This window comes from Arthrobacter sp. cf158 (assembly GCF_900106835.1).
In the GTDB taxonomy this organism is placed as follows: Bacteria; Actinomycetota; Actinomycetes; order Actinomycetales; family Micrococcaceae; genus Arthrobacter.
Genome location: NZ_FNNR01000002.1, coordinates 331187 through 354952, shown reverse-complemented (window position 1 = coordinate 354952; position 23766 = coordinate 331187). Strand labels below are relative to the sequence as shown.

The 23766-nt window shown below is 59.2% G+C and carries 26 protein-coding genes and 1 other RNA gene; 4 read left to right on the top strand and 23 right to left on the bottom strand.

All coding sequences use genetic code 11. From position 1 onward, the window contains the following. Nucleotides 1-346 precede the first annotated feature (346 nt). Nucleotides 347-1654 carry a hypothetical protein gene (locus BLW08_RS04560; protein ID WP_091323560.1) on the top strand — a complete coding sequence of 436 codons (1308 nt, stop codon included), beginning with the start codon at nt 347-349 and terminating at the stop codon, nt 1652-1654. A 72-nt stretch (nt 1655-1726) separates the two neighbouring features. Here the strand turns inward: BLW08_RS04560 and BLW08_RS04555 are convergent, their stop codons facing one another. Both BLW08_RS04555 and BLW08_RS04550 read right to left on the bottom strand, forming a co-directional pair. Beyond that, nucleotides 1727-2647: a hypothetical protein gene (locus tag BLW08_RS04555; protein WP_139244851.1), complete on the bottom strand. Its 921-nt coding sequence runs from the start codon at nt 2645-2647 to the stop codon at nt 1727-1729. Nucleotides 2648-2717: 70 nt separating this feature from the next. Next, nucleotides 2718-3710, bottom strand: coding sequence for a hypothetical protein (locus BLW08_RS04550; protein ID WP_091323557.1), 993 nt, complete (start codon nt 3708-3710; stop codon nt 2718-2720). Nucleotides 3711-3764: 54 nt separating this feature from the next. On the opposite strand from BLW08_RS04550, the gene BLW08_RS04545 reads away from it, so the two are divergent. After that, the gene (locus tag BLW08_RS04545) at nt 3765-4580 is read left to right on the top strand and encodes a DUF6270 domain-containing protein (protein WP_254779685.1); all 816 of its coding nucleotides are present in this window, start codon (nt 3765-3767) and stop codon (nt 4578-4580) included. Here the strand turns inward: BLW08_RS04545 and BLW08_RS04540 are convergent. From BLW08_RS04540 to BLW08_RS04535, 3 genes are read right to left on the bottom strand one after another with little or no spacing between them, the layout of a single operon-like run. Continuing rightward, entirely contained in the window at nt 4540-5409 is an 870-nt protein-coding gene (locus BLW08_RS04540) for an RES family NAD+ phosphorylase (protein WP_091323554.1), read from the bottom strand. The two genes, BLW08_RS04545 and BLW08_RS04540, sit on opposite strands and share 41 nt — an antisense overlap. A gap of 45 nt (nt 5410-5454) precedes the next feature. After that, nucleotides 5455-5601 (bottom strand): hypothetical protein, encoded by a 147-nt coding sequence (locus tag BLW08_RS23800; RefSeq protein ID WP_175538573.1) that lies wholly within the window; start codon nt 5599-5601, stop codon nt 5455-5457. Between the two features lie 3 nt (nt 5602-5604). Further along, nucleotides 5605-5784 (bottom strand): hypothetical protein, encoded by a 180-nt coding sequence (locus BLW08_RS04535; protein ID WP_091323553.1) that lies wholly within the window; start codon nt 5782-5784, stop codon nt 5605-5607. Between the two features lie 57 nt (nt 5785-5841). Between BLW08_RS04535 and BLW08_RS04530 the strand changes: the two genes are divergently transcribed. Continuing rightward, nucleotides 5842-6225: a hypothetical protein gene (locus tag BLW08_RS04530; protein WP_091323551.1), complete on the top strand. Its 384-nt coding sequence runs from the start codon at nt 5842-5844 to the stop codon at nt 6223-6225. Here BLW08_RS04530 and BLW08_RS04525 read toward each other — a convergent pair. The 17 genes from BLW08_RS04525 to BLW08_RS04440 form a co-directional block, all read right to left on the bottom strand. Beyond that, nucleotides 6222-6650 carry a type II toxin-antitoxin system VapC family toxin gene (locus tag BLW08_RS04525; protein ID WP_091323550.1) on the bottom strand — a complete coding sequence of 143 codons (429 nt, stop codon included), beginning with the start codon at nt 6648-6650 and terminating at the stop codon, nt 6222-6224. The two genes, BLW08_RS04530 and BLW08_RS04525, sit on opposite strands and share 4 nt — an antisense overlap. Nucleotides 6651-6939: 289 nt before the next feature. Next, on the bottom strand, nt 6940-7263 hold the full coding sequence (locus tag BLW08_RS04515; RefSeq protein WP_091323547.1) for a hypothetical protein: 324 nt from the start codon (nt 7261-7263) through the stop codon (nt 6940-6942). A gap of 172 nt (nt 7264-7435) precedes the next feature. Next, complete coding sequence (locus tag BLW08_RS04510) at nt 7436-8590, bottom strand: tyrosine-type recombinase/integrase (protein ID WP_091323545.1); 1155 nt, start codon at nt 8588-8590, stop codon at nt 7436-7438. Continuing rightward, nucleotides 8583-8813 carry a hypothetical protein gene (locus BLW08_RS04505; protein WP_091323543.1) on the bottom strand — a complete coding sequence of 77 codons (231 nt, stop codon included), beginning with the start codon at nt 8811-8813 and terminating at the stop codon, nt 8583-8585. Before BLW08_RS04505 ends, BLW08_RS04510 begins: the two co-directional genes overlap by 8 nt. Before the next feature lie 100 nt (nt 8814-8913). Continuing rightward, nucleotides 8914-9282: a transfer-messenger RNA gene (ssrA, locus tag BLW08_RS04500) on the bottom strand. Between the two features lie 102 nt (nt 9283-9384). Beyond that, a complete protein-coding gene (gene smpB, locus BLW08_RS04495; protein ID WP_017198498.1) occupies nt 9385-9855 on the bottom strand; it encodes an SsrA-binding protein SmpB in 471 nt (156 codons plus the stop codon). 65 nt (nt 9856-9920) lie between these two features. Further along, nucleotides 9921-11336, bottom strand: a complete 1416-nt coding sequence (locus tag BLW08_RS04490; protein ID WP_090818439.1) for a M23 family metallopeptidase — start codon at nt 11334-11336, stop codon at nt 9921-9923. A gap of 55 nt (nt 11337-11391) precedes the next feature. Continuing rightward, complete coding sequence (ftsX, locus tag BLW08_RS04485; protein WP_090818436.1) at nt 11392-12306, bottom strand: permease-like cell division protein FtsX; 915 nt, start codon at nt 12304-12306, stop codon at nt 11392-11394. Further along, entirely contained in the window at nt 12303-13067 is a 765-nt protein-coding gene (ftsE, locus tag BLW08_RS04480) for a cell division ATP-binding protein FtsE (protein WP_091323540.1), read from the bottom strand. The genes ftsX and ftsE overlap by 4 nt, the downstream gene beginning before the upstream one ends. 161 nt (nt 13068-13228) lie before the next feature. Beyond that, entirely contained in the window at nt 13229-14347 is a 1119-nt protein-coding gene (prfB, locus tag BLW08_RS04475) for a peptide chain release factor 2 (protein WP_091323888.1), read from the bottom strand. Nucleotides 14348-14410: 63 nt separating this feature from the next. Then, nucleotides 14411-14866 (bottom strand): pilus assembly protein TadG-related protein, encoded by a 456-nt coding sequence (locus tag BLW08_RS04470; RefSeq protein WP_090818430.1) that lies wholly within the window; start codon nt 14864-14866, stop codon nt 14411-14413. After that, entirely contained in the window at nt 14863-15333 is a 471-nt protein-coding gene (locus tag BLW08_RS04465) for a hypothetical protein (RefSeq protein ID WP_090819151.1), read from the bottom strand. Before BLW08_RS04465 ends, BLW08_RS04470 begins: the two co-directional genes overlap by 4 nt. Nucleotides 15334-15445: 112 nt before the next feature. Next, nucleotides 15446-15823, bottom strand: coding sequence for a TadE family protein (locus BLW08_RS04460; RefSeq protein WP_254779683.1), 378 nt, complete (start codon nt 15821-15823; stop codon nt 15446-15448). A 51-nt stretch (nt 15824-15874) separates the two neighbouring features. Then, on the bottom strand, nt 15875-16102 hold the full coding sequence (locus tag BLW08_RS04455; protein WP_091323535.1) for a hypothetical protein: 228 nt from the start codon (nt 16100-16102) through the stop codon (nt 15875-15877). Between the two features lie 75 nt (nt 16103-16177). Then, the gene (locus tag BLW08_RS04450) at nt 16178-17119 is read right to left on the bottom strand and encodes a type II secretion system F family protein (protein ID WP_090818421.1); all 942 of its coding nucleotides are present in this window, start codon (nt 17117-17119) and stop codon (nt 16178-16180) included. Then, nucleotides 17116-17970 (bottom strand): type II secretion system F family protein, encoded by an 855-nt coding sequence (locus BLW08_RS04445; protein ID WP_090818419.1) that lies wholly within the window; start codon nt 17968-17970, stop codon nt 17116-17118. The genes BLW08_RS04450 and BLW08_RS04445 overlap by 4 nt, the downstream gene beginning before the upstream one ends. Then, the gene (locus tag BLW08_RS04440; RefSeq protein WP_090818416.1) at nt 17970-19193 is read right to left on the bottom strand and encodes a TadA family conjugal transfer-associated ATPase; all 1224 of its coding nucleotides are present in this window, start codon (nt 19191-19193) and stop codon (nt 17970-17972) included. Before BLW08_RS04440 ends, BLW08_RS04445 begins: the two co-directional genes overlap by 1 nt. Nucleotides 19194-19473: 280 nt before the next feature. On the opposite strand from BLW08_RS04440, the gene BLW08_RS04435 reads away from it, so the two are divergent. Beyond that, nucleotides 19474-22218 (top strand): GH25 family lysozyme, encoded by a 2745-nt coding sequence (locus tag BLW08_RS04435; protein ID WP_091323532.1) that lies wholly within the window; start codon nt 19474-19476, stop codon nt 22216-22218. A 79-nt stretch (nt 22219-22297) separates the two neighbouring features. Here BLW08_RS04435 and BLW08_RS04430 read toward each other — a convergent pair whose 3' ends face one another. Further along, nucleotides 22298-23644, bottom strand: a complete 1347-nt coding sequence (locus BLW08_RS04430; RefSeq protein WP_091323530.1) for a hypothetical protein — start codon at nt 23642-23644, stop codon at nt 22298-22300. Between the last annotated feature and the right edge of the window lie 122 nt (nt 23645-23766).

Here is a 23766-nt window from a genome sequence, read left to right as displayed (position 1 = left end):
AGCCCATCATGAGTTCTACGGCGCGACTTTTACCTGAGCTTGCAAGCTCAGGTGGAATGACGGCCTACGGGGTCCAGAGAACGATCGACATTCCTGGCACCCCGACAAGTAAACCCAAACCAAACAAGGAGTTCCTTTTTGACACAAGAAATCGCTGTTCGACTCGCTGACTACAACCCTGCAGCGGACGGGACAACTGACGATTCTGCGATCATCACCACCGCGGCCAACGACGCCGCGACCCTTGGTCGCCCCCTGGTATTCGAGGGAACTAAGCGGTACAACATCACGTCGGGAATCACCTTCCCCCCCCGGACTCCGTGTCTTCACCTACGGTTGCACTTTCGTGAAGGGGTCGAACAGCAACGACAAGTTCGCCATCACGACCAGAGACCGGTTCGTGGCCGATTCACTGAACCTCGAGATCGCAGGCGGTCCCCTAAACGACCCCGGCATCGCGGTCAACGGCTCACACACCGTCATTGATGCCATTACCGTTACGAGCAAGACACCCGACCAGCCAGGGCTCTATGCGCTCTACGTTGGAGATGAATCAGCGCAGAAGTCGAACATTCGCATCAACGGGATAGCGCTGACAGGCTTCCGGGCACCGATGCGGGTCATCAACGTGACAGAGTCGCGGTTTAGTAACGCCACCATCCGCAACTTCCAAACCGGCGTTTACGTGCAGGACACCACGGACACAACGTTCGACAAGTTCAAAGTCACCGGCACTTCCCCTGACGCCGAGGGTGTTCCCGGGCAAAACGGATTGCTGTTGGAAGCAAAGTACGTGGACTACGGCTGCCGCAACTTGCGATTCCGTGACTGGATTGTTGACGGATCCCCCGAGCACAACTACCGCATCGGCGGAGCGTGCACCGTAGGTGACATCACATTCGAAGACTGCATCAGCAGAAATCCAGGAAATGCTACCAAGAAGCTTGCCACCGGCGGGGCTGCCTTCAAGGTCCTGGGAAACGCCGGTCACAGGCACAAAAATATCCGCCTGGTGAATTGCAGTGCCGAGGACGGCAGCACGACAGGCAACGGGGTCAACAACTTCTCCCAATACAGTTTCGGCCATATTGACGGTCTGACCGTCATCAACCCGACGCTGCGGGCTTGGAACAAGACCTACTCGGGGCAGCACGGACTCATCGTGTTCGCGTGCACGAACGTGGACATCGTTGAGCCGAACATCAGAGATGTCCTACGAAACGCGATCATGATCTTCAAGGACGCCACCGAAATCACCCCGCCTTTTGGAGTCAGCAACCTCCGCATCAATGGTGGCTTCTTGGACGGAGGTTCCACGAACAACGTCATCCTCCTGGACGACAAGTCGGCCGTCATGAAAGACATCTTCATTGACGACGTCGTCGTTTCCCGAGGCGGCGCCGCACTCCGCTCTGAGGCTCCGCCCGAAGGCACTGTCGGAGCGTACGAGAATGTTCACGTCCGGTTGAAGTACATCAACGCTCCGACCGCCTCGACCAACCCGCCCGTCACCGGAACCAACCTCGTCACGGTCGACTACACCGGCCCCATCTATGGAACCTACTCGATCCCGTCCAAGGATGGTGGCAAGTACCTGAACACTGGCAACGGCTCCCGCTATATCCGCAAAGCGTCCGCCTGGGTACAGGAATAATATCGAGGAGTTCCATCGCGGGCTATTGAGCAGAAAGACCCCCACCCTTACCGGGTGGGGGTCTCTTCCCGTTTAATCAGAAGCATCAGGTGTGGTAAACAGCTCGCTCCAACGGCTGGGCGGAATGAAGGGTCCTCTAACGCCGTCGGGCACGCTCAGGAGTTCGTCCTGCCCCGGGACCGCTGCCAAGAAATCGAGCGTCTGGAATCCGAGGCTCAGGCCGTCTCCAGAAATCCCTGTGCAGACTCCGATCTGCACTTCGTGCAACTCAAGAACCCGCTCGCCAACTTCGGGCCTGAGAGCAAGGTTGACTCCACCCTTGCCAAGCGAAACGACGGAGCGGTACATCCAGCCTTCGGAATAGGTTTCCGGGTAGTCGAAGTAGTTCTTGGCCACCACTTCCGGCGCAATATAGTCGTTCGGACGCTCCCGCCTAGCTTGTTCGTTGAAGATGTCCTCCAAAAATTGCATCACTAGGTTGTAGTTTTTCTTCTCTCGAACCGTCAGGCCGGGAAGTTCTTCAGTCTGGCCAATCGCGGCCGCAAAGAGAGGTTCGCGCATGCTGAAGCGCGCCATGGCGAACATCTGGCCGGGTTCGATCCTGATCTCGCAAAGGGCGGTTCCGGGTGAACCAACTGCGGTGTAGAGCAGCGGTTCTAAGGCACTGTTTAGGCGCCCCGCTTTCGCTTTGTCTCGAGGCGGCGCGCCGACGTCCTTCCGGACGCTAATTTCTTCTGGATTGTCAATAGGGCGGGCGCGGAAGACCGCGGCGCCCTGCGGAACGTAGCCTCTCGGGGCCACCATAGAGAAGGATGTTCCCACAGGGTGCAGGATTCTGCCTAGATCCGTGGAGACTTGTTCCCGCGTCCTGTCGCGACGCGACCGGCGGCTGTAGTACGCGGCAAATCTACGCTTCCATTCGTCGCTGCTCGTCGAATTGAGGAAGGGCTTCATATCTCGGGCCGCTTGTTCCCACTGTTCTGCCTCGGTCATGGGAGTAGTGCCGCCCTGGTCCCCAAAACGCATTTTGAGCATTTCCACGGCGCTCAGGTTCAAGACTGAGTCACTTCCGGTGGGGATTCGCCTGGAAGCCCATCTTTGATAGACCGGCAGCCCAGTCCTGGCTTGACGCCACAGCCAGAGCTTCAACGTGAATGTGTTTCGGAGGCGCGACGTGCCCGTCACCCCAGTTCTCCATAAGGACGTAGATCTGGTTGTCCGGGTGCGCTGCTTCGAGGAAGGGCGTCATGTGGTCTTCGACGTGATCGAAGTCAGTGCTGTTCTGCATGTACGCCACTGTGTTGTCCCGCGGGGTCCGGTACAGGTCCACCAAATTAGTTGTGACGTCGTCGGGCAGTTGGCTCATGGGGTCTTCGCCGGTGACGCCGTAACAGACCTCGGCGAAGCGTTCGACAGCCGGGAGCTCGTACTTGGCGACGTCGGTTTGAGGGTTGGAAACAATGGCGAGCGAGCCTGGGAAGTGCGCAGAGAAGAAGAGCGACGCGAAGCCGCCACCGGATGCCCCGAAAAACACAAGACGCTGATCGCCCCATACTTCGGCGATGTGGCGGATGATAGCGAGCAGCTTCTGCTGTGTATTCATGCGGCTGTTGCCCACAAACCAGCCGAGGTTCAGCCGGTCCGTTAGCACGAGGCTTGGATCGGAGATGAAAACGCGGTTCACTGCGGTGTCCTTGGATACGCCCATGCCGCCGAAAGCGGGCAACGTCCAGGTCTTGTCAACTGCACCTTGGAAGAACACAACGGTGGTATCCGACCCGCGGTTCTGCGGGATGACGTCGATCGGCAAGCCGTTCTCGGTAATGATCTGGTAGCCGGGCGGGATGGTTTCCTTTTTCAGGAACAGGTCAACGCTGGCGTACTTTGTGATGTTGTGCTTTTTCGGATCGATGACCCGCGGTCGTGACGGGCACGGGTGGTCCTGCGCGTCGTTGCTACCGGTGTAAATGAACACGTCTGCGCAGAGTTCGCAGAAGCCGAAGCCCATGTCCTGCGCGTAGGCGCGCTTGTCCTCAAGGTTTTGAATTTGCCCCATCAGGAAAAGATACCTGAATGTCCAGACGCCGGACGAACGTGACTTGCTTCCGAAATGGATCGTGACTATGGACGTCGCTGCGCTTTGTTAGGCTTGGGTGGTTTCTTCACAGTCACTTCATGGGGGTTTGTTTTGCCGGGTATCTTCATCTATGGCAGCTGCGTCTCACGCGACACAAAGCCGTTTCTGGGCGAGGACTGGACGATCGTTGAATACGTCGCCCGCCAGAGCATGATCAGCGCGGCCTCGCCGCGAGGCGTTCTCCGTGGTGAGAGCGCTCTGACCTCGAAGTTTCAGAATCAGTGCGTGCGCAATGACGTCCGATCCTCCCTCTTGCCGTCCATCGACGAAGCAGCATCAAAAGCCGATGTGTTCGTCCTTGATCTCGTTGACGAGCGGCTCGGGGTCTACGAACTTGCGCCCAACACCTACATCACCCAGACCTGGGAGCTCGAAGAGAGCAAACTCCTTCAGCAGCAGGACACCCAGCCGCGCCTCATCAAGTTCGGCACGGACGAACACTTCGAACTGTGGCAGAAAGCATCCGATGTTGTCCTTAAAAGGATCGCAGAGACTGGCAAACCCTTGCTGGTCCTCGCCCCAGAATGGGCGGAGACGGCAGACAGTGGCCAGACTGGGTTGCAGTACCGCGGCATGTCCTCTGGCTACTGGAATAGGACGTACCAGCGGTACACGGACTCGCTCCGGGAGCGCGGGGTCAATGTGTTCACGGTTGGACAGGATGTCGCCGTGGCCGCCGCGAAGCATCAGTGGGGTCTTGCCCCCTACCACCATGTGAACGCCGTCTACGAAAAGATGCGTGACGCCATTAAAGCTGCTGCGACAGCTCACGCGCCCAAGGCTGTATAACCTCCATGAGGGCACCTGATTCCGTATCAGGCTCCAAGACCTTGAGCGTGGTGAAGTTGAACCCCGCAATGTGACCTTCAGGGGAGGGATCCACTTCTACGATGTCCGTTCGAGCCAATCGCAACACTTCCCGGCCTGCGTCCGGGCGGAAACATAGGTTCAAAGCGTGCGGCGAGGGATCGGCTACCGACTTGTACGACCATGCTTGGCACATATCCGGCGGCAGATCGTAGAGGTCTTTCACCAGAACTTCTGTTGCAACATACTTGTCCGGGTCGTTGTCGCTGTACGGCTTCATGAAAACGTCGTGAAGCAATTCCAGGATGACCGCAAGCTTCTTCTGGGCCTTTAGGCTCAAGTTGTCAGGGACTTCCAACACGCCGATCTCAGTCGATTTGAAGTCTTGGTAGACGACAAAGTGGCTCATGGCCAACAGTGTCGGTCCACTGACCCCTACTTCAAAGCAAGCCGTGGCCGGATCCCAAGCGGTGTACAGCATTGGCTCGCCGGGCATATTGAGCCTTCCTATGCGTGCCCTGTCTATGGGAGGCTCCCAGGCATCCGCTACAACCTTCATGTCTGAAATGCTCTCCAGCGGTCGCGCCCGGTAGAGGACGCTGCCCGCCTGAATGGGCCGACTTGTGGTTGGCAGCGTAAAACGGTCTCCCCCTGGAGGGCGAACAATGTTGTAGATCCCCTTGATGGCTTGAGCTCGCGTCAGGGGCTTGCGGGAGGCCAAAAACTGTTTGGCCCGCATTCTTAGTTGCCCGGGGTCGTGCCTAGACAGGTAGTCCTCGAACATGTCAACACGTGCAGGGTCAACTCGCATGACATCAGTCTATGAAAGTGGACTGACAAAATGTCGCTATCCACGTCAACGATCGGTGCGGACGGCGATGGCCCTGCAGCCTTCAGGGACAAGTGCCCGTGCGGCCACGAGGGCCTCGTCGTAGTCTCCGCCCCCGGCGCTGACTGTACTTAGCTTGCCCTCGCTGTTTTCGATTGTCAGGGTTACTTCCACGGCTTAGCCCCAGGCTGCCCGGACGATCATGTGAGCGTCCGCGGCGATGTGCCTGCCCGCGTGGCCTGCGCCCAGAACGCAGAACGCTTGGAAGCCTAAATGGCTGGTTGATTCGGTGCACTCTTCGGCGCTGAGGGCGAGGAGCTCAACGGGGAAGCTGTCGCCTACGTTGAGGTCGCTCACGTGTGGTCTCTCCTAACTGGGGGACAAGCTGTCGTTCCAAGCATGCATCATTGGAACATGCCAATCTTCCCACCAACGAAGTTCGTGCTTGACGGACAAGAGTACGAGTTCATCCGCCCGGAGCGCGTGGGGCCCGTGGAAGACGTCAAGTCTTGGGAGATGGGCAACTACCCCAAGGTGCATGCGCGGGTGCCGCTGAAGCCTGGCGGAACCGTTTGGGTGTACGCCCATGCGACTCACTGGAACCGGACGCAGATCCATGTTCAGTGGTACGACGACGAGAAGGACAGCCTAAGCGCATGGTTACCGAAGGAAGATGTCCGGCCAGTCACCAACTCCGATTGGGATATTGATGCATATAACCGCTGCCCGGAGTGGCTCCGAGTAGTCCAGTGGGGTGCTAAATTCGAACACCGGCTGCCAGGCTTCCTCCCGCTCTAAACCTGGCTTCCGAATGAAATCAGGTCCACGTAGTCTCCACTGGCGAGTTGAACGCCACTGAGGTCCCTTAGGTCCATGCTCGCGATCCGAGTGGTGTGGAGCTTTTCAGCTGCGACTACGACAGCGGCGTCTGATGCACCCATTCTTCTATCGACGTAGCGTGCTGCTACCTCGAGAATGCGGGGCCAATCATCCGAGAAGTAGACGGGCGATATTTCCTTTTCCGCCACGGCACGAATAAAGTCCAGCTCGGCTTCAGGTCCGAGCCTTCGATCGATAAAGTAGGACGCTTCGGCAAGCGCGAGGACTGGCACATACAGTGGCGTGCCTAGCTTGCTGATGATCTCGACCGCTTCTTCGTGCTGTGTGTCGTCCTCTATGTACGCGGCAATGAGTACGTTCGCGTCTACAACCACAAGAGTCATAGCGTGTCATACCAATCTTTCCCCCTGCGCTCATCGTCAAAGAGGGCAGACAGATTCTTGGCATCAGTGAACCGGGACCCGCGTCCGACAAAGCTGGGTAATTTTTTTTCGGCCGGCCTGTTCTTTATGGAAGCCTTGATGCTGAATGTGGGAGTGGTTGGACCCTCCCCACTGACGGTGGTGACGACGTGTGCAACGTTCGCAGCCTGAATGGAGTCCGCCTGAATTTCTGCGGAAGTTGCTGCCTCTGAAGGTTCAGTATGGTTGCCTTCAATACGGTCATTCATAGCTAATCGCCTGCCGTACCTGCGCGGAACTTGTCTACAAAGGCCTGCGGCCCTGCGAACCCAATCAACTGGAATCGGCAGCGTGTGAACGTGCTGCCATCGACCTGTATTGCGCCAGTAACGTAGGGGCGCGTCGATGGGATCTCCCACAGGAGAGCATCCATTTCGCCATCAAAGGTGCAGTCAATGAGGGATGATTCACCGGTCAAGGCAAGCACGGCCGGTCCAATGATCAGGCAGTCTTCAAACTGGTGGTCCCTGATGACATGCGTCGTGATGGTCAGGTCTGTGATTCGCAGGACTTTTCCGGATACATGCGTGGTCATGGCACTATCGTCTCACGCCTAAATGAGCCGCCACACCCAAAGCAGATCCCTGATTACCAGGCTCCCAGCGCATTCTCTGTGATGTCGATGGCGCGGAAGTGGGGCGGACATGAAGAAGGCTCCGCACCTGATCTGAACAAGTGCGGAGCCTTCTTGCGCATTCGAGTGTACCTCAGCCCAGCGCGTCCGCTGCGGCCGCGTCTGATGCCTTGGACAACCTCGCATAGACGCGAAGCGTAGTCTGCGGGTCCTCATGCCCAAGCCTGGCTTGCACGACGTGCACAGGCACGTTCGCGTCCAGAAGGTGGGTTGTGTGTGCGTGCCGGATCTCGTGAATCCACGGTTTCCGGTCTAAGATGCCATCCTCCAGCAGTTCAGCCATGAGGGGCTGCCAAACGTACTTGTGGAAGCGAGCGTTGCGGACATATTCGCCGTCCGGCTGCTGGAACACGAATTCATCCAGCCCGAGCGGCTTCATGTGCTCGATCAGATCCTCGGATAGCTTCGCATTGCAGGTGACGGTCCGCTTTGCCTTCTTTGTCTTTGGCGGGCCGATCTCTTCGCCGTTGCCGATGGACTTCCAAGCGCGCTCGACGCGTACGGCTGCCCGGCCTTGGCGAACACTTATGTCGCGCTTTCGGAGCGCGGTTGCTTCCGAGTATCTGAGGCCAGTGCCGGCGAGAAAGCGAATGAAGAGTGAGTAGTGCGCGTTGATGCGCTCGGAGAGCACGACGAGATCCTCCGGCGAGAGGTAGACGGGTTCACGCGCCTCGTTGAGGTCAGCTTCCGCGACACCCTTGGCAGGGTTACGCGTCATCAGTTCAAGGTCCATGGCGGTCACGAAAGCTGCCGACAGCAAAGCGTGGATGTTCTGCTTGGTCTTTCGGCCGAGAGGTTGCCCAGTCGGTTGATTGGCGCGGCTGAGAATCGTGAGCCCGTCAAGCCAGTCAATAACTGAGGCTTTGGTGACTTTGTCAACGGGTGTCTTGCCGAGGTCGCTGGGGGCAATATGGCCGGCGGCCATGCGTCGGTACTTGGCAATGGTGCCAGGCTGAGGCTTCCGGAGCAGATCCATGTGCCGGACGACGACTTCGTAAACCGTGGGCGCGGTGGAGTCCTTGATTGTTTTCGCTTTGGCGGCCAGCTTGAAGCTGTTGCCATTCGAGTCAAGGAAGTCCTTGAGTTCGACCGCTTTCGCCTTCGCCTCCCCCGGCGCGTAGTCCACGTCTTTGAACGTGCGCGACTTGAGTCCCTGCTCAGGGTCCCGCCACGTGACCGTATGCGAGGCCCCTCCCTTCTTGAGCTCACGGGTACGGATACTAGCCACGGGTTGCCTCAATACGCAGCTTCTGCTCAACGTCCTTTTGATGGGCCACGTGTTCGATAAGGCCACGCCGGAGCCTCACTCCGCACTCGCAGTACCACTTGCCCCAAGAGAAGTCGGCATCTTCGTGCCCGGCCAACTCCTTGGCAATAAGTGCGTCAAGAACCGTGGTGTCGTTCGGGGGAATCTGATCGGCCGGTTCTGTTCTGTCCTCTTGCTGAGCCAACTCGCTCCCCTATCTGTGCTGTTTCTCGCCAACAAAATCGGGGTTCCAGCCAACAGGCAAAAAGAAAACCCCGGAATCACAAGGATTCCGGGGCTAACTATAGTGGAGATGGGGGGAATTGAACCCCCGTCCGATGTCGTTTTGTCAGGGCTTCTCCGGGCGCAGTTTGCGTCGGATTTTCTCGGCCCCAGCCGTCCTGCAAACAGGCGGCTGATCCGGGCCCAGTCATCTAAGAGTCCCGTTTACCTCAATGACGAAGGCAAACAGCAGTGGCTATCTAAATGACGCCAGGAACCGGGGCGATAGCAACCCCGGGCTGACGGACTGTCTTACTGCTTAGGCAGCGAGAGCGAAGTCAGTGCGCTTAGATTCGGCACTTATTGGTTTGCAGACAGCGTTTACGAGATAATTCTGCATCCTCGGCCCGCTTCACCTGTCGCGACTAACATCGTCGAAACCGATCATCCCCGTATTTTGTTACCAAACCCGACAGAAGATTGGAGCTACTGTCGGACTACTCATCATAACGCATTCATCCGGCATCCCATTCCCGGAACAGCCTGCGTGTTGCCTAGCGGCGGTTGCGTTCCCGCAGTTCGCGGAGCGATTCGCGCTTGTCCTGCTGCTCGCGAAGGGTCTGCCGCTTGTCGTAATCCTTCTTACCCCGGGCAATGGCAATTTCCACCTTCGCCCGGCCGTCCAGGAAGTACAACTGAAGCGGCACTACCGTGAAGCCTGATTCGCGGATCTTCTGCGAGATCTTGTCCAGTTCGTCGCGATGCAGCAAGAGCTTGCGACGCCGGCGCGCGGCATGGTTGGTCCAGCTTCCCTGGTGATATTCGGGGATGTGGATTCCCTCCATCCACAACTCGTCGTTATAGAAGGTGCAGAATCCATCCACCATGGAAGCGTGGCCCTCCCGAAGGGACTTCACTTCCGTTCCCATGAGGGCAATGCCTGCCTCATAGGTGTCCAGGACATGGTAGTTATGCCGGGCCTTCCGATTGGTGGCCACTACCTTACGGCCACTTTCCTTGGGCACGGTAGAACTCCTTGATAGATGCGGATTTCAACTAGTGTACGCCAGCACGAGGACCACTCCGGGCACTAAAGGAGGTTCATGGGGTCCACTGCCGAACCGTTCAGCCACGTTTCGAAGTGCGCGTGGCATCCGGTGGAGTTACCAGTGCTTCCCGAATAGGCAATGAGTTGGCCCGCGGAGACCCGTTGGCCGTTGGCTACCACGATGCTGCTGTTGTGGTAGTAGATGGTTGTCAGAGAGTTTCCTTGCACGACACCGTGGGAAAGCTTCACCCGCCAGCCACCGCCGTCGGCAGAATTCCAACCCGAGTTGAACACTTCGCCCGCTGCCGCCGCGTAGACGGGAGTGCCGCACGCTGCGCCAAAGTCGATGCCAGTGTGCATGTACCCACCGGTGCCGTAGAAATCGATGGTTCCGGGGGGTGTTGCCCGCCAGCCGAATCCGGACGTGATGGGCACGTAACTGGCGAAGGGGTGGCGCAATCCGAAGGCGGACGGCGATCCCGCTGCCGGTGGGACATAGGGTGCTTCCGGAGGTGCCGGCCGACCCTGGGCGGCTGCGGCTGCGGCCGCTGCTGCTGCGGCTTCAGCGGCAAGGCGCCGCTGTTCGGCTTCCCATGCTTCCCGAAGCTTCCGGTCACGCTCCACAATTTCGGCTGCCACAGTGTCCTGCTCGGCCTTGACCCGCGCGAGATTGGCTTCGATACCCGGCTTAGCGGCCTGGAGCTGCCCGTTGAGGCGAGTTGTGTCCTCGATCAGCTTGTCGACTTCGGCTTTCTTGCTTGCAGCCTCGTCCCGTGCGGATTTCTCCCGTTCCAACGCAGCGTCTGCCTTGGCTTTGAGATCCTGGATCTCTTCCTCGACGGCAACCAGCCTCGCCTGGGAATTGACGTTGGTTGCGTTTTGCTGGGTCAGTTTGGTCATCGCAGCGTTTTGGCTGCGCATGGCTTGGTCAGCCAAGTCCATGGATTCCGTCAGGCTGCCGGTTTCGCTGGAGCCGAACAAAAGAGCAACGTTTGTGGGGACGCCACCGGATTTGTAGGCCTGGGAGGCGATCTGGCCGATCAACTTCTTGGTCTCGGTGATCTTCTGCTTGTCGCTTTCAAGCTGCTCGGTGATCTTGGCCTTGTTCTGCTGGGCAAGCTCAACCCGGGCGGCCAACGCCTCAACTTCCTTGACCGCACTGGCTACACGCCCCTGGGCCTCAAGCAGAGCCTGCTGGGCGCCGGGAAGGCGGCCTTGGTAGATCACCAGATCCCCAGCAGCTTTTGCGATGTTTGCATCCACAAACTCCAGTGAAGCCTGTACCCGGGCAGCCTCTGCCTCGAGGGCGGCTTGCTGGTCTTCAAGGTTGTCGGCCTGGGCGGCGGGGGCACCAGAAAGGAGACTGACAGCCAGACCCACCGCAAGAACGGCACCCAGAATCCGAGCATTGCCCGACGCTAAGCGCCGGCGCAAGGAGTTTGGGTACAACGTCGTCATCGGGAGTCCTTTTCGGTTGTCAGCAGGCTTGCACGTTGAGTCTGGATGTTCATGGCTAAACCTTCAGGTAACGCCGGAGGGTCAACAAAGAGGATATCCCGGCCAGTCCGGCACCCAGCGCAATCAGCACTGGCGCGATCACCAACACCTGAGTAGAGGAAATAAACGGAGTGTTGAGGAACTGCGTGGACAAATCCCCATTCAGCCAAAAGTGGGCCATGAGCCACAACGTTACCGACGCAAGTACAGCACCCACGACGGCGGCTATGACACCTTCCAGAATGAACGGCAATTGAATAACCGTCTTGGAAGCACCTACGAGCCGCATGATTCCGGTTTCCCGCCGTCGACTAAAGGCCGAAAGCCGGATGGTGGTGGTAATCAGCAGAACCGCGCAGAAAATCATTACCGCGGCTACACCCATCGCGGCAACAGATGCACCGTTCATCCAGGAGAAGATCCGTTCGAGGACCTGTCTTTGGTCACTTACGGTCTCCACTCCCGGCTGTGAAGAGAACGTCTCGCTGATGATTTGATACTTCTCCGGGTTCTTCATGTTGATCCGGAAAGACGCCGGCAACTGATCCTCGGACACGGAGTCAACAATGGGAGAGTTGGAGAACTGTTCCTTGAAGTGTGTATACGCCTCGGCCTGGGATTCGAACTGGAAGTCGTTGATGTATTGCTTGACTGCCGGCGACTCAAGCATTGCCTGCAGGTTGGCTTGCTGCTCTTTGGTGGCAGGACCGGAAGCACAACCCACCGCCGTCGAACCGTCGTTGCAAAGGAAGACGGCCACCTGGACTTTGTCGTACCAGTAGCCCTTCATCTGGTTGATCTGCATCTGCAGCATTCCGGCAGCACCAACGAAGGTGAGCGAAACAAAAGTTACCAAGACAACGGAAATCACCATGGAGAGGTTCCGTCGGAGACCGCTGCCGATTTCCCCCAGGATAAACAAAAGCCTCACAGTTGGGCCCCCTGCGCACGGTTGAGTTCCTCGCCGCTGGCGTCCTTGAGCCGACGCGATTCGCCAACCACCGGAATCATCGACGTATAGAGAGCCTTGGCCTCGTCACGGATGACCTTGCCGTTCTTGAGTTCCACCACGCGGCGGCGCATTTCGTTCACGATGTCGTCGTCGTGGGTTGCCATAACTACCGTGGTGCCGTTCTGGTTGATCTTGTCCAGGACACCCATGATTCCCATCGAGGTGATGGGGTCCAGGTTGCCCGTCGGTTCGTCCGCCAGCAGAATGCCGGGACGATTAACCACTGCGCGGGCGATGGCCACGCGCTGTTGCTCGCCGCCTGAGAGCTCGTGGGGCATGCGGCGTTCCTTGCCCTCCAGGCCCACGGTCTTCAAGACCTCCGGGACTGTCTCACGAATGATGGAGCGGCTCTTGCCAATGACCTGCATCGCGAAGGCAACGTTGGCGAAGACATTCTTTTGGGGCAGGAGGCGGAAGTCCTGAAAGACAACACCTATGCCACGACGGAGTTTCGGGACGCGCCAACTGGAGATGTTCGCAACATTTTGGCCGGCCACGTACACGGATCCGGAGGAGGCTTTGTCTTCCTTCAGGATCAATCGCAGGAAAGTGGATTTTCCTGACCCCGACGCTCCCACCAGGAAGGTGAACTCGCCGCGGTTGATCTCAAGGCTGACAGAGTCGAGCGCCGGTCGGGCATTCTGCTCGTAGACCTTGGTGACATTCTCGAATCTGATCATGGCCCTTAGAACCCCGCCGGACATGACATAGTCGCCCAGTCCAACAGCCGGAGCGCGGGCTTTCGATGGGGGAAGTGAGAGCACCGGCCACTCGACTATACGCACGGGTAAGCGCGGAAACCGCGGCTTTCAAGGGCGTGTCGTGGAATCCAAGCCCTCGCCTAGTTGGCCGCCGCGTTGCGGTTACCCGTACGCCAACGAATGCCGGCATCGATGAAATCATCGATGTCGCCGTCCAGGACGGCCGATGTGTTGCCTACTTCGTGTTCCGTTCGCAGGTCCTTGACCATTTGGTAAGGATTGAGCACATAAGAACGCATTTGATCGCCCCAGGATGCTTTGACGTCCCCGGCAAGGGCCTTCTTCTCCGCGTCCTGCTGTTCCTTCTTCACCAACAGCAGACGGGACTGCAGCACACGCATGGCAGCAGCCCTGTTCTGGAGCTGGGATTTTTCGTTCTGCATCGAAACCACAATCCCAGTGGGAATGTGGGTCAGGCGAACTGCGGAGTCGGTGGTGTTGACTGACTGGCCACCGGGGCCCGAAGAACGGAAGACGTCGACTCGGATCTCGTTATCCGGAATCTCGATTGAGTCAGTCTGCTCGATCAGGGGGATGACCTCAACGGCCGCGAATGACGTCTGGCGCCGCCCTTGATTATCGAACGGGCTGATTCGGACCAGCCGGTGTGTGCCTGCCTCGACGCTCAAAGTACCAAAAGCGTAAGGAGCCTTGACTTCGAAGGTAGCGGATTTCAAGCCTGCTTCTTCGGCGTAGGACGTATCCATCACGGTGGTTGGATAGCCGTGGCGCTCGGCCCACCGGAGGTACATTCTCATCAACATCTCCGCGAAGTCGGCAGCATCGACGCCACCGGCACCTGCCCGAATGGTGACCACAGCTTCGCGTTCGTCATACTCCCCGGACAACAGCGTTGTAATCTCGAGTTCGGCCAACGCTTTACGAATGGAAGACAGTTCCTTCGCGGCTTCCGCCATGGAGTCCTCGTCGCCCTCGTCCTGGCCCAATTCCACCAGGACTTCGAGGTCGTCGATCCTGGAAGCGAGCTTGGACAAACCCTCAACCTCAGACTGCCGGTGCGACAACCGCGAGGTGATCACCTGAGCTGAAGAGGGGTCGTCCCAAAGATCGGGGGCGCCGGCCTGCTCGCTCAATTCAGCGATCTCAGCTTTAAGTGCATCAACATCGGTGACGTTCTCGATGGAGCTGTAAGTTGCGCGAAGTGCGCGGATTTCTGCGGGAAAATCTATCTCAGCCATGGTCATCCCAGCGTACGCTATCCACCGCGCTCCCCTGACGGCTCCCACAGATCCCTGCGGCCATTACTGCGTCAGCCTGGAGCGGGCTAGGGACCTGGCCTCAATGACTACCCCGTCGGGCACCAGGAAACTGATGACGGGAGGATGCGCGACGGCGGTGAGCACCACCACCGCTGTCCCGCCGGGCAAACTTTCCGTTCCGGCTCCTACCGCCAAGTGGTCGTGCCGGGCGAAGGCGCCGTTGTTGAGGAGGTAGGACTTTGCAGCGTTTGTCACGCGTTCGTTCACGAGGATTGTCGAGGGCATCGTCCCGCCGCCGATGTCCCCCACCATGTAGGAGTCGGCTGCTGCGAGCGCTGCTCCATCGGCAAGGGAAAGCAATTTTTTATGCTCAAGGTAAATCGCTGAGGCCGCCATGACCACCGTGGCCAGGAGCAGGGCAATCACCACGTATCCCACAATGAGCACCGATGTTTGGCCATCTTCATGGTCACTTGCGCAGGGTCGCGACAGCCTCATTGGTATCGTCCAACTACCTGGGTTGCAGAAGCAGTCAGGCGGCTGGCCTTCAAGCGCAGCGCATCGCCAAAAGGAACCATGGGCAACGGAACATCCAACACCACGGTCACGGTGACCAGGGCTCCAGCGGATAGGCAGTCTGCACGATCGCAAGCTACTTCAACCCGAGCTTGCTCCTGCCCGTAGCCGTAATCGTTCAGAGCCAGCTTGACGGTCCGTTCGGCTGCAGTTCTCGCCCGGGCAACATCCCCCTCGGAAACAAAGACCTTTGCGGCCTGGTCCGCAGCGCCGACAACGGCAAACGACCCACCCTGAATCTGGCCTATCGTCACCACAAAATAGACCACGGGAACCATGAGCAGAAGCGCCAGGAACGTAAATTCGACTACGGCGCTGCCCTTTTGTGATTCAGCTGCCCGGATTTGTGCTTCAGCGTCGCCGGTTTGCGCTTCAGATTCAAGGGCCATTCGGGCTGAAGGTTCAAAAGAAACTCCTGAGGAGTCTTGCTCCCTGAGCAAGAGGATGCACAGCGCTTCGCTCACCCTGGTCCGGACATCGGTCATCGGTGACCACCGAGGCTTAGTCCGAAAGCGCCGCATGTCCCTTCACCTCCAGCGTTCCGCCTGGCCCAAGCAACCCAACAACGGGCAGGGGCGCCTTCACCGTGACCTCCAAGGCGCGAATACCGTCTATAACTACTTCTGCCGAGCCAACTTCACCGGCAAAGTCGCTGTTCAAGGCCACGCCGATTAACTCGGCCGTCCGCGCTTTGGCCTCTGCGGGGCCGCGATCAGCCAGCGATCCAAAGCGGGCTCCTGACGCAGCGGCGTCGATGAGGGTGTTCCTGACGTGCAGAACCAATGTGAGTTGGATGATGGCCATGAAGAACACAGTCAGAAGTGCCCCGACCAGAATAAAATCGACTACCGCGGCCCCGCGCTCGGCAGTATCACTCATCGGCCGGCAAGCAGCGGGCGTCGCAGTCAAAGGGCGGCTCCGCCGCATGTACTACTTGCCTACCTTGCTCATCGCCTGATTGAAAAGGTCACTCAATGCCGGAGTGGCAAGCGCGAGAAGCCCTGCGACGAGGACTGCTGACATCAGTGTGATCATCACCCAGCCCGGCACATCACCGCGGTCACGGTATTGGCGGGGAGGCACTCCACGGAGCACAACTGCCGTCAACCGCGACGAACAGACAGAGATCAGAATTGTCAGGGTGGTTGCTATTTTCATGCTTCTCCCAATGTGAGGTGTGCGTATGAACGCGATCTTGTTGAATGGACGTTGAATAGACAGACCAGGTGGGCCCTAAAAGCTCATCTCCAGGGCCGCGATTGCTGGAAAGGCCGCAAAGACGACCGTGAGGGGCAGTACGCCGAAGACCAAAGGCACCATCATCGCTATCTCCTTTCTGCCAGCAGACTCCATGAGGTCACGTTTCGCGGCGTCACGGACGTCGGCAGCTTGTGCCCGGAGCACATCCGCCAAGGGTGTTCCCCGCTCGACCGCAACCACCAGGCCATCAAAGAACCTGACCAGCGGAGGCAACTCCGATCTTGAAGCGAATGCATGGAGCGCCTCAGCCAGTGGAGTTCCTGACCGGGCATCGGCAAGGATGATGGAGAACTCGGCGGAGAGCTCTCCACTTGAGCTACGGCTTACCCTGTCCATGGCACCCATGGCGCTTTCTCCGGCAGCGACGGCGAGCGCCATCAACTCTGCAAGGCTGGGAAACTCCGACATCATCACAGATTCGCGTCGCTTGATCTGTTGGCCCAGTACATAGTCGCGCAGCATGTATCCCGCCAATCCGCTGCCGATCACTGAAAGCAACGACACCACCGGGCTGAAGCCTCCGCTTGCAGCACTGATGGCCACCACAAGTACTGCGAGCAAGAACCCTGCCCCGGCCCATAGAAGCTGTTCTGCCCGAAAGTCCAGTGTCGACTTCGGCGAACCGGCACGTGCGAGGCGCTTTGCCACTGCTGCTGATCCGAGATTGCGACGGGACAAATAACGGGTGGCATCTGCGATGACCGGCCGAAGTATCCTTTCCAGCGGCCCAAAAGGAGTCGAGTTATGCGACGTCACCCGGAGAAGCCGTGACTCCAGATTCTGTGACTTCAGCTGGGGTTCGATACGGTCCGAGAAGGTTACCCGGCGCATGAACGGCAGCCGCCCCACCACCAGCCAACAGCCCGTGCCGAGAATAGCGCCGCATAGGACGGCCCATGCGGTCAACGTGGTCATCGCAGCACCCGTTCGTCCTCCGGCAAGGCGCCAACCCTGAGCATGACCGAATAGCACACGACGGAAACCAACAGCCCACCGAGCAACACCATGGCCCCAAGGCCTGAGTTGTAGGCCAGCATTGCTTCGGGCCGGCCTGCCATGACGACCAGAACAATCCAGGGTGCCGCGACCGCCAGACGGGCGGCATTAATCGTCCATGATTGCCTGGCTTCGAGCTCACTGCGGGTTCGTGCGCTGTCCCGAAGGAATTCGGAAAGGATGCCCAACATGCGCCCAAGGTCGGAACCGCCCACTTCACGGGTCATTCGCAACGCCTCTATGATCCGGTCTGCCACAGGATCTGCGAGGCGGTCTTTGAGTCTGTTCAGGGCAGCATCAAACCGTCCGCCTGATCTGTAGTCGGCTCCGAAATCGAGGAACAGCGCCCTCAATTCCTCGGGCCCTTTATGGCCCAGTTGGATCAGTGCTTCCGGTAGTGCGAGGCCTGCCCGAATCGCTGAGCGCAGGTGGTCCACCACATCCGGCCACAGCAGCCGAAGGGCCGCCCTGCGTTTGCGTGCCCGCCAGCGCACGATGGCAAACGGGATCCAGGAGCCGAACAGGGCGAAGCACACGGAAACCGGGGGCGAGCCAGTGATAACGAGGAACACCAGTAGCGCAGTGAGACCAAAACATCCGCAAGTGAGCAGCAGGCCTCCACCCGTCACCTTCTCAATTCCTGCCGACCCCAGCAGAAGGTCCAAGCGCTTCGCCTTGGGGGTCCTCGCTTCTGCTGGTGGCTGCACCCATGCAGACCACCACACAAGGAAAAGGCCCAAGCCGCACATGGATCCCAGAAGTGGTGCCATCAGTTGACCTCCAGAAGGGCAGCAACATCGAAGCCTGCGCGGGCAAACTTATCCGCTGCTGGCATCGAGTTGGCCTTGGGCTGCAGACGACCGTCCGCCATGCCAAAGACACCGGACGATTCGATGACTCCGTTTTCCACCCTCCGCCCCAGTGAAAGGATTTCAGTCACCTGCCTGCGTCCGGTGGAATGACGGCCACAGTGCACCACGAGGTCGATGCAGGACGCCACCGTCGGTACCACAAAGGCACTGGAAATGTTCGCACCGGCCAGTAGCGGGAGGGTGCAGATCTTCGTTACGGCGTCGTGCGCTGAATTGGCATGCACAGTACACATCCCGGGCAAGCCGGAATTCAGCGCGATCAGCATGTCCAGGCTTTCAGCTTCACGGACTTCGCCCACGACCAAGCGGTCCGGCCGCATCCGGAGCGCTTCCTTGACCAGCCGGCGCAGTGGAATTTCGCCCCCACCCTCCAGGTTGGGTTGGCGGCACTGCAAACCAACCACGTCCCGCAATGGGAGTTGGAGTTCGAAGATTTCCTCGACGGTGATGACGCGTTCCCGGGAGCCGATGTGGGCAGCCAGGCAGTTCAGCATGGTGGTCTTCCCGGCCTGGGTGGCGCCTGACACCAGTATGTTGAGGCCGCTGGCCACCGCCGCCCCCAAGAACCTGGCAGCCTGAGGCGTCAGCGACCCCAGTTCCACCAAGTGCTCCAGCCTGCTGGCCCGAGCGATGAACTTCCTGATGTTGACGGCCCAATGCTTCCGGGTGATGTCGGGTATGGCCACATGCAGCCTCGAGCCGTCGGGCAGTGCCGCATCCACGAACGGTGATGACAGGTCCAGCCGGCGCCCCGAAGTCTTGAGCATTCTTTCAACGAGATCGCGCACCTGTTGCTCAGTAAGGCTGAGCGCGGTTAGCTCCGATTCCCCATTGCGTGCGACATAGACCTCGTGCGGCGCGTTGATCCATACCTCTTCAACTGACGAGTCATCCAGGAGTGGTTGAAGCGGCCCGAAACCTGCCACTGCATCAAAGATGTGCCGGCGGGCGGTCTCCAAATGACCCAATGGAGGAAGCGGCCCCAGAAGCGCACGTTCGTCGTAGTCGTTGACGGCCGCCTCCACCAGTAGCCGTACGTCCGCAACTTGCTCCAGGGGATCGAGGCCGCGGCGCCGAATAAGTTCCCGGACCTCGCCTTCGACGATCCTTACTGCATCCACAGCTCCCCCAATTGCTCTTATGCCCGTAAACGAGAGACATATCTCGAGTCATTTACGCTAAGCGAGCCATTCCACAGCCTCAACTTGCTCTGCTGTACATGTGGATAACTTGGGATAAATCCATCCCTTCAGCATCCTCAATCCCACTAGTCACTCCAGTCCCAGGATGTTAGGGTAAAGGCCGTTAGGAGCTGGCCTTTGGTCTCATGCGCAAGCGCCCGCCCCGGAGCTTGTCCGCAAGCCACCCCATGCGCCGCTGAGCCGCGGTACAGGGCCGGATATGAAGATGAAAAGACGTTCAAGTGACGCACCCCGCCGCACCCAGCTGGCACGGGCCGGCTTAGCGATGACAATCGCCCTCGTAGCCGGAAGTTGCCTGGGCGCGCCAGCTCTGGCGGAGTCTTCCGGACCCCAGCCAGCTCCTCTACCAGAGACTCAGACATCAACGCCCACGCAGGGACCACGGCCTGCCGGCGACGGCGTCGACCCGATGCAGCCCGGCGACACTCCCCTCACACAACAGGCGCCCGTAGAACAACAGCCGCTTCCCGCCGTCGAGCCTTCGCCCTACGTACCGCCTTCGCCTGCCGCGGAACCATCGAATGGTGCCACGGCGCAGCTTCCCAAAGCACAGGCAATGCCGGGCAACGCACCTGATGCAGAGACCATGAAAGCGGCCATGCGGGCTTCCATTCCTGCTGGCGGCGCCGAAATGGGACAGCGATCCCCCCGGGTTCTGGCGGCCAAGCAGAACAGCGCGTCGGGAGCGTTGGGCTCGCGTGCCATCGGAAGCTCGGTCAGCACCGCAGTTCCGATGGCTGCGGACCCTGGCCACTGGCGCCCCACCGTAGGTGTCGCCGGACAGGACGTCAGCGCACACCAGGGCAACGTCAACTGGCAGAGCCAGTGGAACCAAGGATCCCGCTGGGCGTACGTCAAAGCATCCGAAGGCAACTACTACCTCAACGAGAACTACACACAGCAGTACAACGGCTCACGCAACGTGGGCATGGTGCGGGGCGCCTACCACTTTGCCATCCCCAACTGGTCATCAGGCGCTGACCAGGCCCGGTACTTCGTGGCAAACGGGGGCGGCTGGACGGCCGACGGCTACACCCTCCCGCCAGTCCTGGACATCGAGTACAACCCGTACGCCGGGCGCACCATCAACGGCTTCTACTTCGGCAACACCTGCTACGACATGTCCAAAGCGCAGTTGGGGCAATGGGCGGCCGATTTTGGTAACACCGTCAAGGCATTGACCGGGCGGTTCCCGGTCATCTACAGCACCACCGATTGGTGGAACACCTGCGTCGGCAACTCGACCTTCGGGAGCTATCCCCTCTGGATCGCCTCGTACTGGAACAACCCAACGAACTCGCCGGGGTCCTTGCCGGCCAGTTGGGGCAACTACACGATGTGGCAATACAGCAGCACGGGCCCCTTCGAAGGTGATTCAAACATCTTCAACGGCAGCTACGACCAATTGAGGACCTTCGCTCGCGGGGTTTCGTCTCCTTCCAATCCATCCATTAATTCCGGCGCCGACATCCTCACCACTAACCCGGCGGGCCGCTTGGATGTGTTCCCCGCATCCGGATCCGGTCGGATCACCGGGCCAGTGGCCATAGGCTCAGGATGGTCCGGCGCAAAGGCGATGTACGTTGTGGACTGGGACCAGGACGGCGTTCAGGACATCCTTTCCCAATGGGGCGATGGCACACTGAAGGTGTTCCGGGGTGGCCCCGGAGGCAGCTTCTACGCCCCGGTGCAGGTCGGTTCCGGTTGGCAGGAAATGTCCCTGACAGTTGGCTGGTGGAACTCCAAGGATGCCTATCCGGGGGTTATCGGCCAGGATTACCTTGGCAATTTGTACCGTTACCCGAACGGCAGCGGTGGTGGCCTGGGAAATGGCGTTCTGATCGGAACAGGATTCAGCGGACACCAGCTCAACCAGATCGACTTTGACGGCGACGGCAACCAAGACATCGTCTCGCGGACGGCTGACGGTACCCTCCGGCTCTTCCGCTCCAATGGCGTTGGCAGCTTTTTCAACGAGCCTGGCCGTGTCATCGGAACCGGTTGGGCCGGCATGACGTCGGTTTCTTCCGCAATAGACTTCTCCGGCGCGGACTCCCAGGGGCTCCACGCCCGGGCAGCCAATGGCGATTTGTACTACTATCCCGCAGGTTCGGGAACCTGGGGCAACCGCAGCCTCATCGGCTTGGGCTGGAATGATGCGAGCCTGATCAGTGATGCCCCACTTGACGTGGAGACGACCCTCGGCGTGGATCAAGAAGATGTTCTCGCCGTCCGCCCCGATGCCGCTCTATATCGGTACCCGGGTACCGGGACCACGGCTCTGCTTCCGGAAGACCTCATCGGCACCGGCTGGGCCGGTCTGGTTGCCGGATTCGTGACTGACTGGAACGGCGACGGCGCGTTGGACATCGTGGCGCAGTGGTCAGATGGCCGGGTGAATGTCTACCCGGGACGGAACGGCAGCGGATTTGGTGCTCCTGTCTCCCTTGGCAGCAACTGGAAGGGCTGGACGCTGAGCGTTGGCACGTGGAAGAAGACCGACGCCCACCCGGGCATTGTGGGGTATGACTCCAGCGGGCGGCTGTACTACTTCAACAACCCCGCCGGGAAAACCGTTTCTACCGGGGTCGCCATTGGGGTGGGTTGGAGTGGCCTGGACATCGTGCAGATGGACTTCGACAAGGATTCCAATGCCGACCTCCTGGTGAAGACCGGCGCCGGCGATCTCAAGCTGTACCGCACCAACGGCACAGGAAACTTCGTCCAGGAAGCCGCGAGCACTGTGGGGACGGGGTGGAATGTTATCTCAAGTATCGGCGCGGTGCGCGGATTTGCCGGCGCCGGCTCCACAGGGATCATTGCACGGACTACCATCGGCGAATTGCGATACTACCCGGTGGGGTCGAACAGGACCTGGGGAACGCCCACAAGGATCGGTACAGGCTGGAACAGCCTCACCATCCTGGCCCCTGCCGCCAGATAGCACCGGATAGAGCACAGAGGGCCCGCCCAAGGAATTTCTTCCGTGGACGGGCCCTTTGCATGAGCTGAAGGAAAGCTATTTATGCAAGCAATGCATTCATCGCATTCACCAGCGTGGTTTCCACCCCATTGGCACCTGCTTTGAAATGCGCCAAGTGACCGTAGACGGTCATCGAACCGCCCGCTATTCCAGGGAAATCAGGTTCCCAACCACCTTCGTAGCTGCCCAGGGGCATGGACGGCGGGAAGAATTCGTTACTCGGTATATAGCAGCATGATTCATTGGCATATCCACCAACAATAATTCCGTTGGTTCCGCCGTTCCTGCCCCGGAAGTAGGCAGCGTATCCACTGACCAGTTCCCCACCAATCATGGCAATCTTCAATTGCGGGCTGCCGTTGAATTTCCAGACTTGGAATGGCGATGGCACAGCGGTGTCAAAACTGTTGCTGTCGATCCGCCCTATCATCACTTGCGCATGCCTCTGGTACCACTGGGGCTGGCCGTTGGGGTTGGCCAGGCGGGCAACATAGGATGCCCGGACCGCGGCGAGGTTTCCGGCCGTTGGGGTGATGTCCAATGGCAATTGGACTTCCTGGTACCTCGTGACCATGGGCCCGCTGAGTGCGCGCCCTGCAGACTGCATGTTCGAATGCACCGTCGCCCCGAGGGCGTCCCCGTGCTGGTCCCTGAGTTCCCAGCTCCGGACACCTCCCGGGTCCTGGTCACCCGCTGGACCCTGGATGAACATCGCGAAGCAATCGGCGTTCCGGTTCTCGATGTAATTGCACGCACCGGCCGCAAAATCTCCGTCAAACAACGTGCGCAGCCCAGCGCTGATGGGGTGGCAACCGTAGCTGAAAATCACCGCAGCCGGGGTTCCATTGCCGCGGCGCGCCACAAGGATGGGAACAGCCGTTTCCGTGTAAGGCAGTCCCACGCGGTTGGCAGAGAAATTCTGGGTTGAAACTTTGTAGTCGAAAGTCACCGCCGTTTCGTCCGCATTCAAGGCTTCCTCTGCCAGGTCAACAATGGTGTCTTCAAGGTCATCGCTATAGGACCGCACCAAGCCCAGGTCCGCCAATCCATAGGCCATGAAGGGATGAAGGGTGTCAATGAGTGCAGGTCCGTTGTGCGTGTGCGTCGCCTGAATCAGGATGTCGCTGCTGGACCAATCCGCAAGCCCGATGATCCGGTCACGAATCCGCTGGTGCATGGCTCTTGGCAGTGCCAGGACATCCAAACTGATGATGATGTGGGGATGGGCGTCTTCCCAGATGAGGATTGCCCGAGCATAGAGGGGCTCGAACGGTGAACTGCTGGTGGCCTCGCGTCCGCCATCTGTTGAGCCATATCCGGCCATATACGGATTGGTGCTCAGCGACGGCGTTATGTCAGCGCTTGCAGTTCCAACTCTAAACGCCATAAAAGATCACTCCTTGATTGTGCGCGACGGGTGATCTTCGTTTGCCCCCAAACAAAGTCAGTTTCCCAATTACGCTGAACAGCCAATACGTGAGACCACCTTCATTAGACCATGTGATCCCG

What these genes read in the sequence shown, in the direction of transcription:
- BLW08_RS04555 (WP_139244851.1), bottom strand. Translation starts at nt 2,647, where the DNA reads ATGACCGAGGCAGAACAGTGGGAACAAGCGGCCCGAGATATGAAGCCC.
- BLW08_RS04550 (WP_091323557.1), bottom strand. Translation starts at nt 3,710, where the DNA reads ATGGGGCAAATTCAAAACCTTGAGGACAAGCGCGCCTACGCGCAGGAC.
- BLW08_RS04545 (WP_254779685.1), top strand. Translation starts at nt 3,765, where the DNA reads ATGGATCGTGACTATGGACGTCGCTGCGCTTTGTTAGGCTTGGGTGGT.
- BLW08_RS04540 (WP_091323554.1), bottom strand. Translation starts at nt 5,409, where the DNA reads ATGCGAGTTGACCCTGCACGTGTTGACATGTTCGAGGACTACCTGTCT.
- BLW08_RS04530 (WP_091323551.1), top strand. Translation starts at nt 5,842, where the DNA reads ATGCCAATCTTCCCACCAACGAAGTTCGTGCTTGACGGACAAGAGTAC.
- BLW08_RS04525 (WP_091323550.1), bottom strand. Translation starts at nt 6,650, where the DNA reads ATGACTCTTGTGGTTGTAGACGCGAACGTACTCATTGCCGCGTACATA.
- BLW08_RS04515 (WP_091323547.1), bottom strand. Translation starts at nt 7,263, where the DNA reads ATGACCACGCATGTATCCGGAAAAGTCCTGCGAATCACAGACCTGACC.
- BLW08_RS04490 (WP_090818439.1), bottom strand. Translation starts at nt 11,336, where the DNA reads ATGACGACGTTGTACCCAAACTCCTTGCGCCGGCGCTTAGCGTCGGGC.
- ftsE (WP_091323540.1), bottom strand. Translation starts at nt 13,067, where the DNA reads ATGATCAGATTCGAGAATGTCACCAAGGTCTACGAGCAGAATGCCCGA.
- prfB (WP_091323888.1), bottom strand. Translation starts at nt 14,347, where the DNA reads ATGGCTGAGATAGATTTTCCCGCAGAAATCCGCGCACTTCGCGCAACT.
- BLW08_RS04470 (WP_090818430.1), bottom strand. Translation starts at nt 14,866, where the DNA reads ATGAGGCTGTCGCGACCCTGCGCAAGTGACCATGAAGATGGCCAAACA.
- BLW08_RS04465 (WP_090819151.1), bottom strand. Translation starts at nt 15,333, where the DNA reads ATGGCCCTTGAATCTGAAGCGCAAACCGGCGACGCTGAAGCACAAATC.
- BLW08_RS04460 (WP_254779683.1), bottom strand. Translation starts at nt 15,823, where the DNA reads ATGAGTGATACTGCCGAGCGCGGGGCCGCGGTAGTCGATTTTATTCTG.
- BLW08_RS04455 (WP_091323535.1), bottom strand. Translation starts at nt 16,102, where the DNA reads ATGAAAATAGCAACCACCCTGACAATTCTGATCTCTGTCTGTTCGTCG.
- BLW08_RS04450 (WP_090818421.1), bottom strand. Translation starts at nt 17,119, where the DNA reads ATGACCACGTTGACCGCATGGGCCGTCCTATGCGGCGCTATTCTCGGC.
- BLW08_RS04445 (WP_090818419.1), bottom strand. Translation starts at nt 17,970, where the DNA reads ATGGCACCACTTCTGGGATCCATGTGCGGCTTGGGCCTTTTCCTTGTG.
- BLW08_RS04435 (WP_091323532.1), top strand. Translation starts at nt 19,474, where the DNA reads ATGAAGATGAAAAGACGTTCAAGTGACGCACCCCGCCGCACCCAGCTG.
- BLW08_RS04430 (WP_091323530.1), bottom strand. Translation starts at nt 23,644, where the DNA reads ATGGCGTTTAGAGTTGGAACTGCAAGCGCTGACATAACGCCGTCGCTG.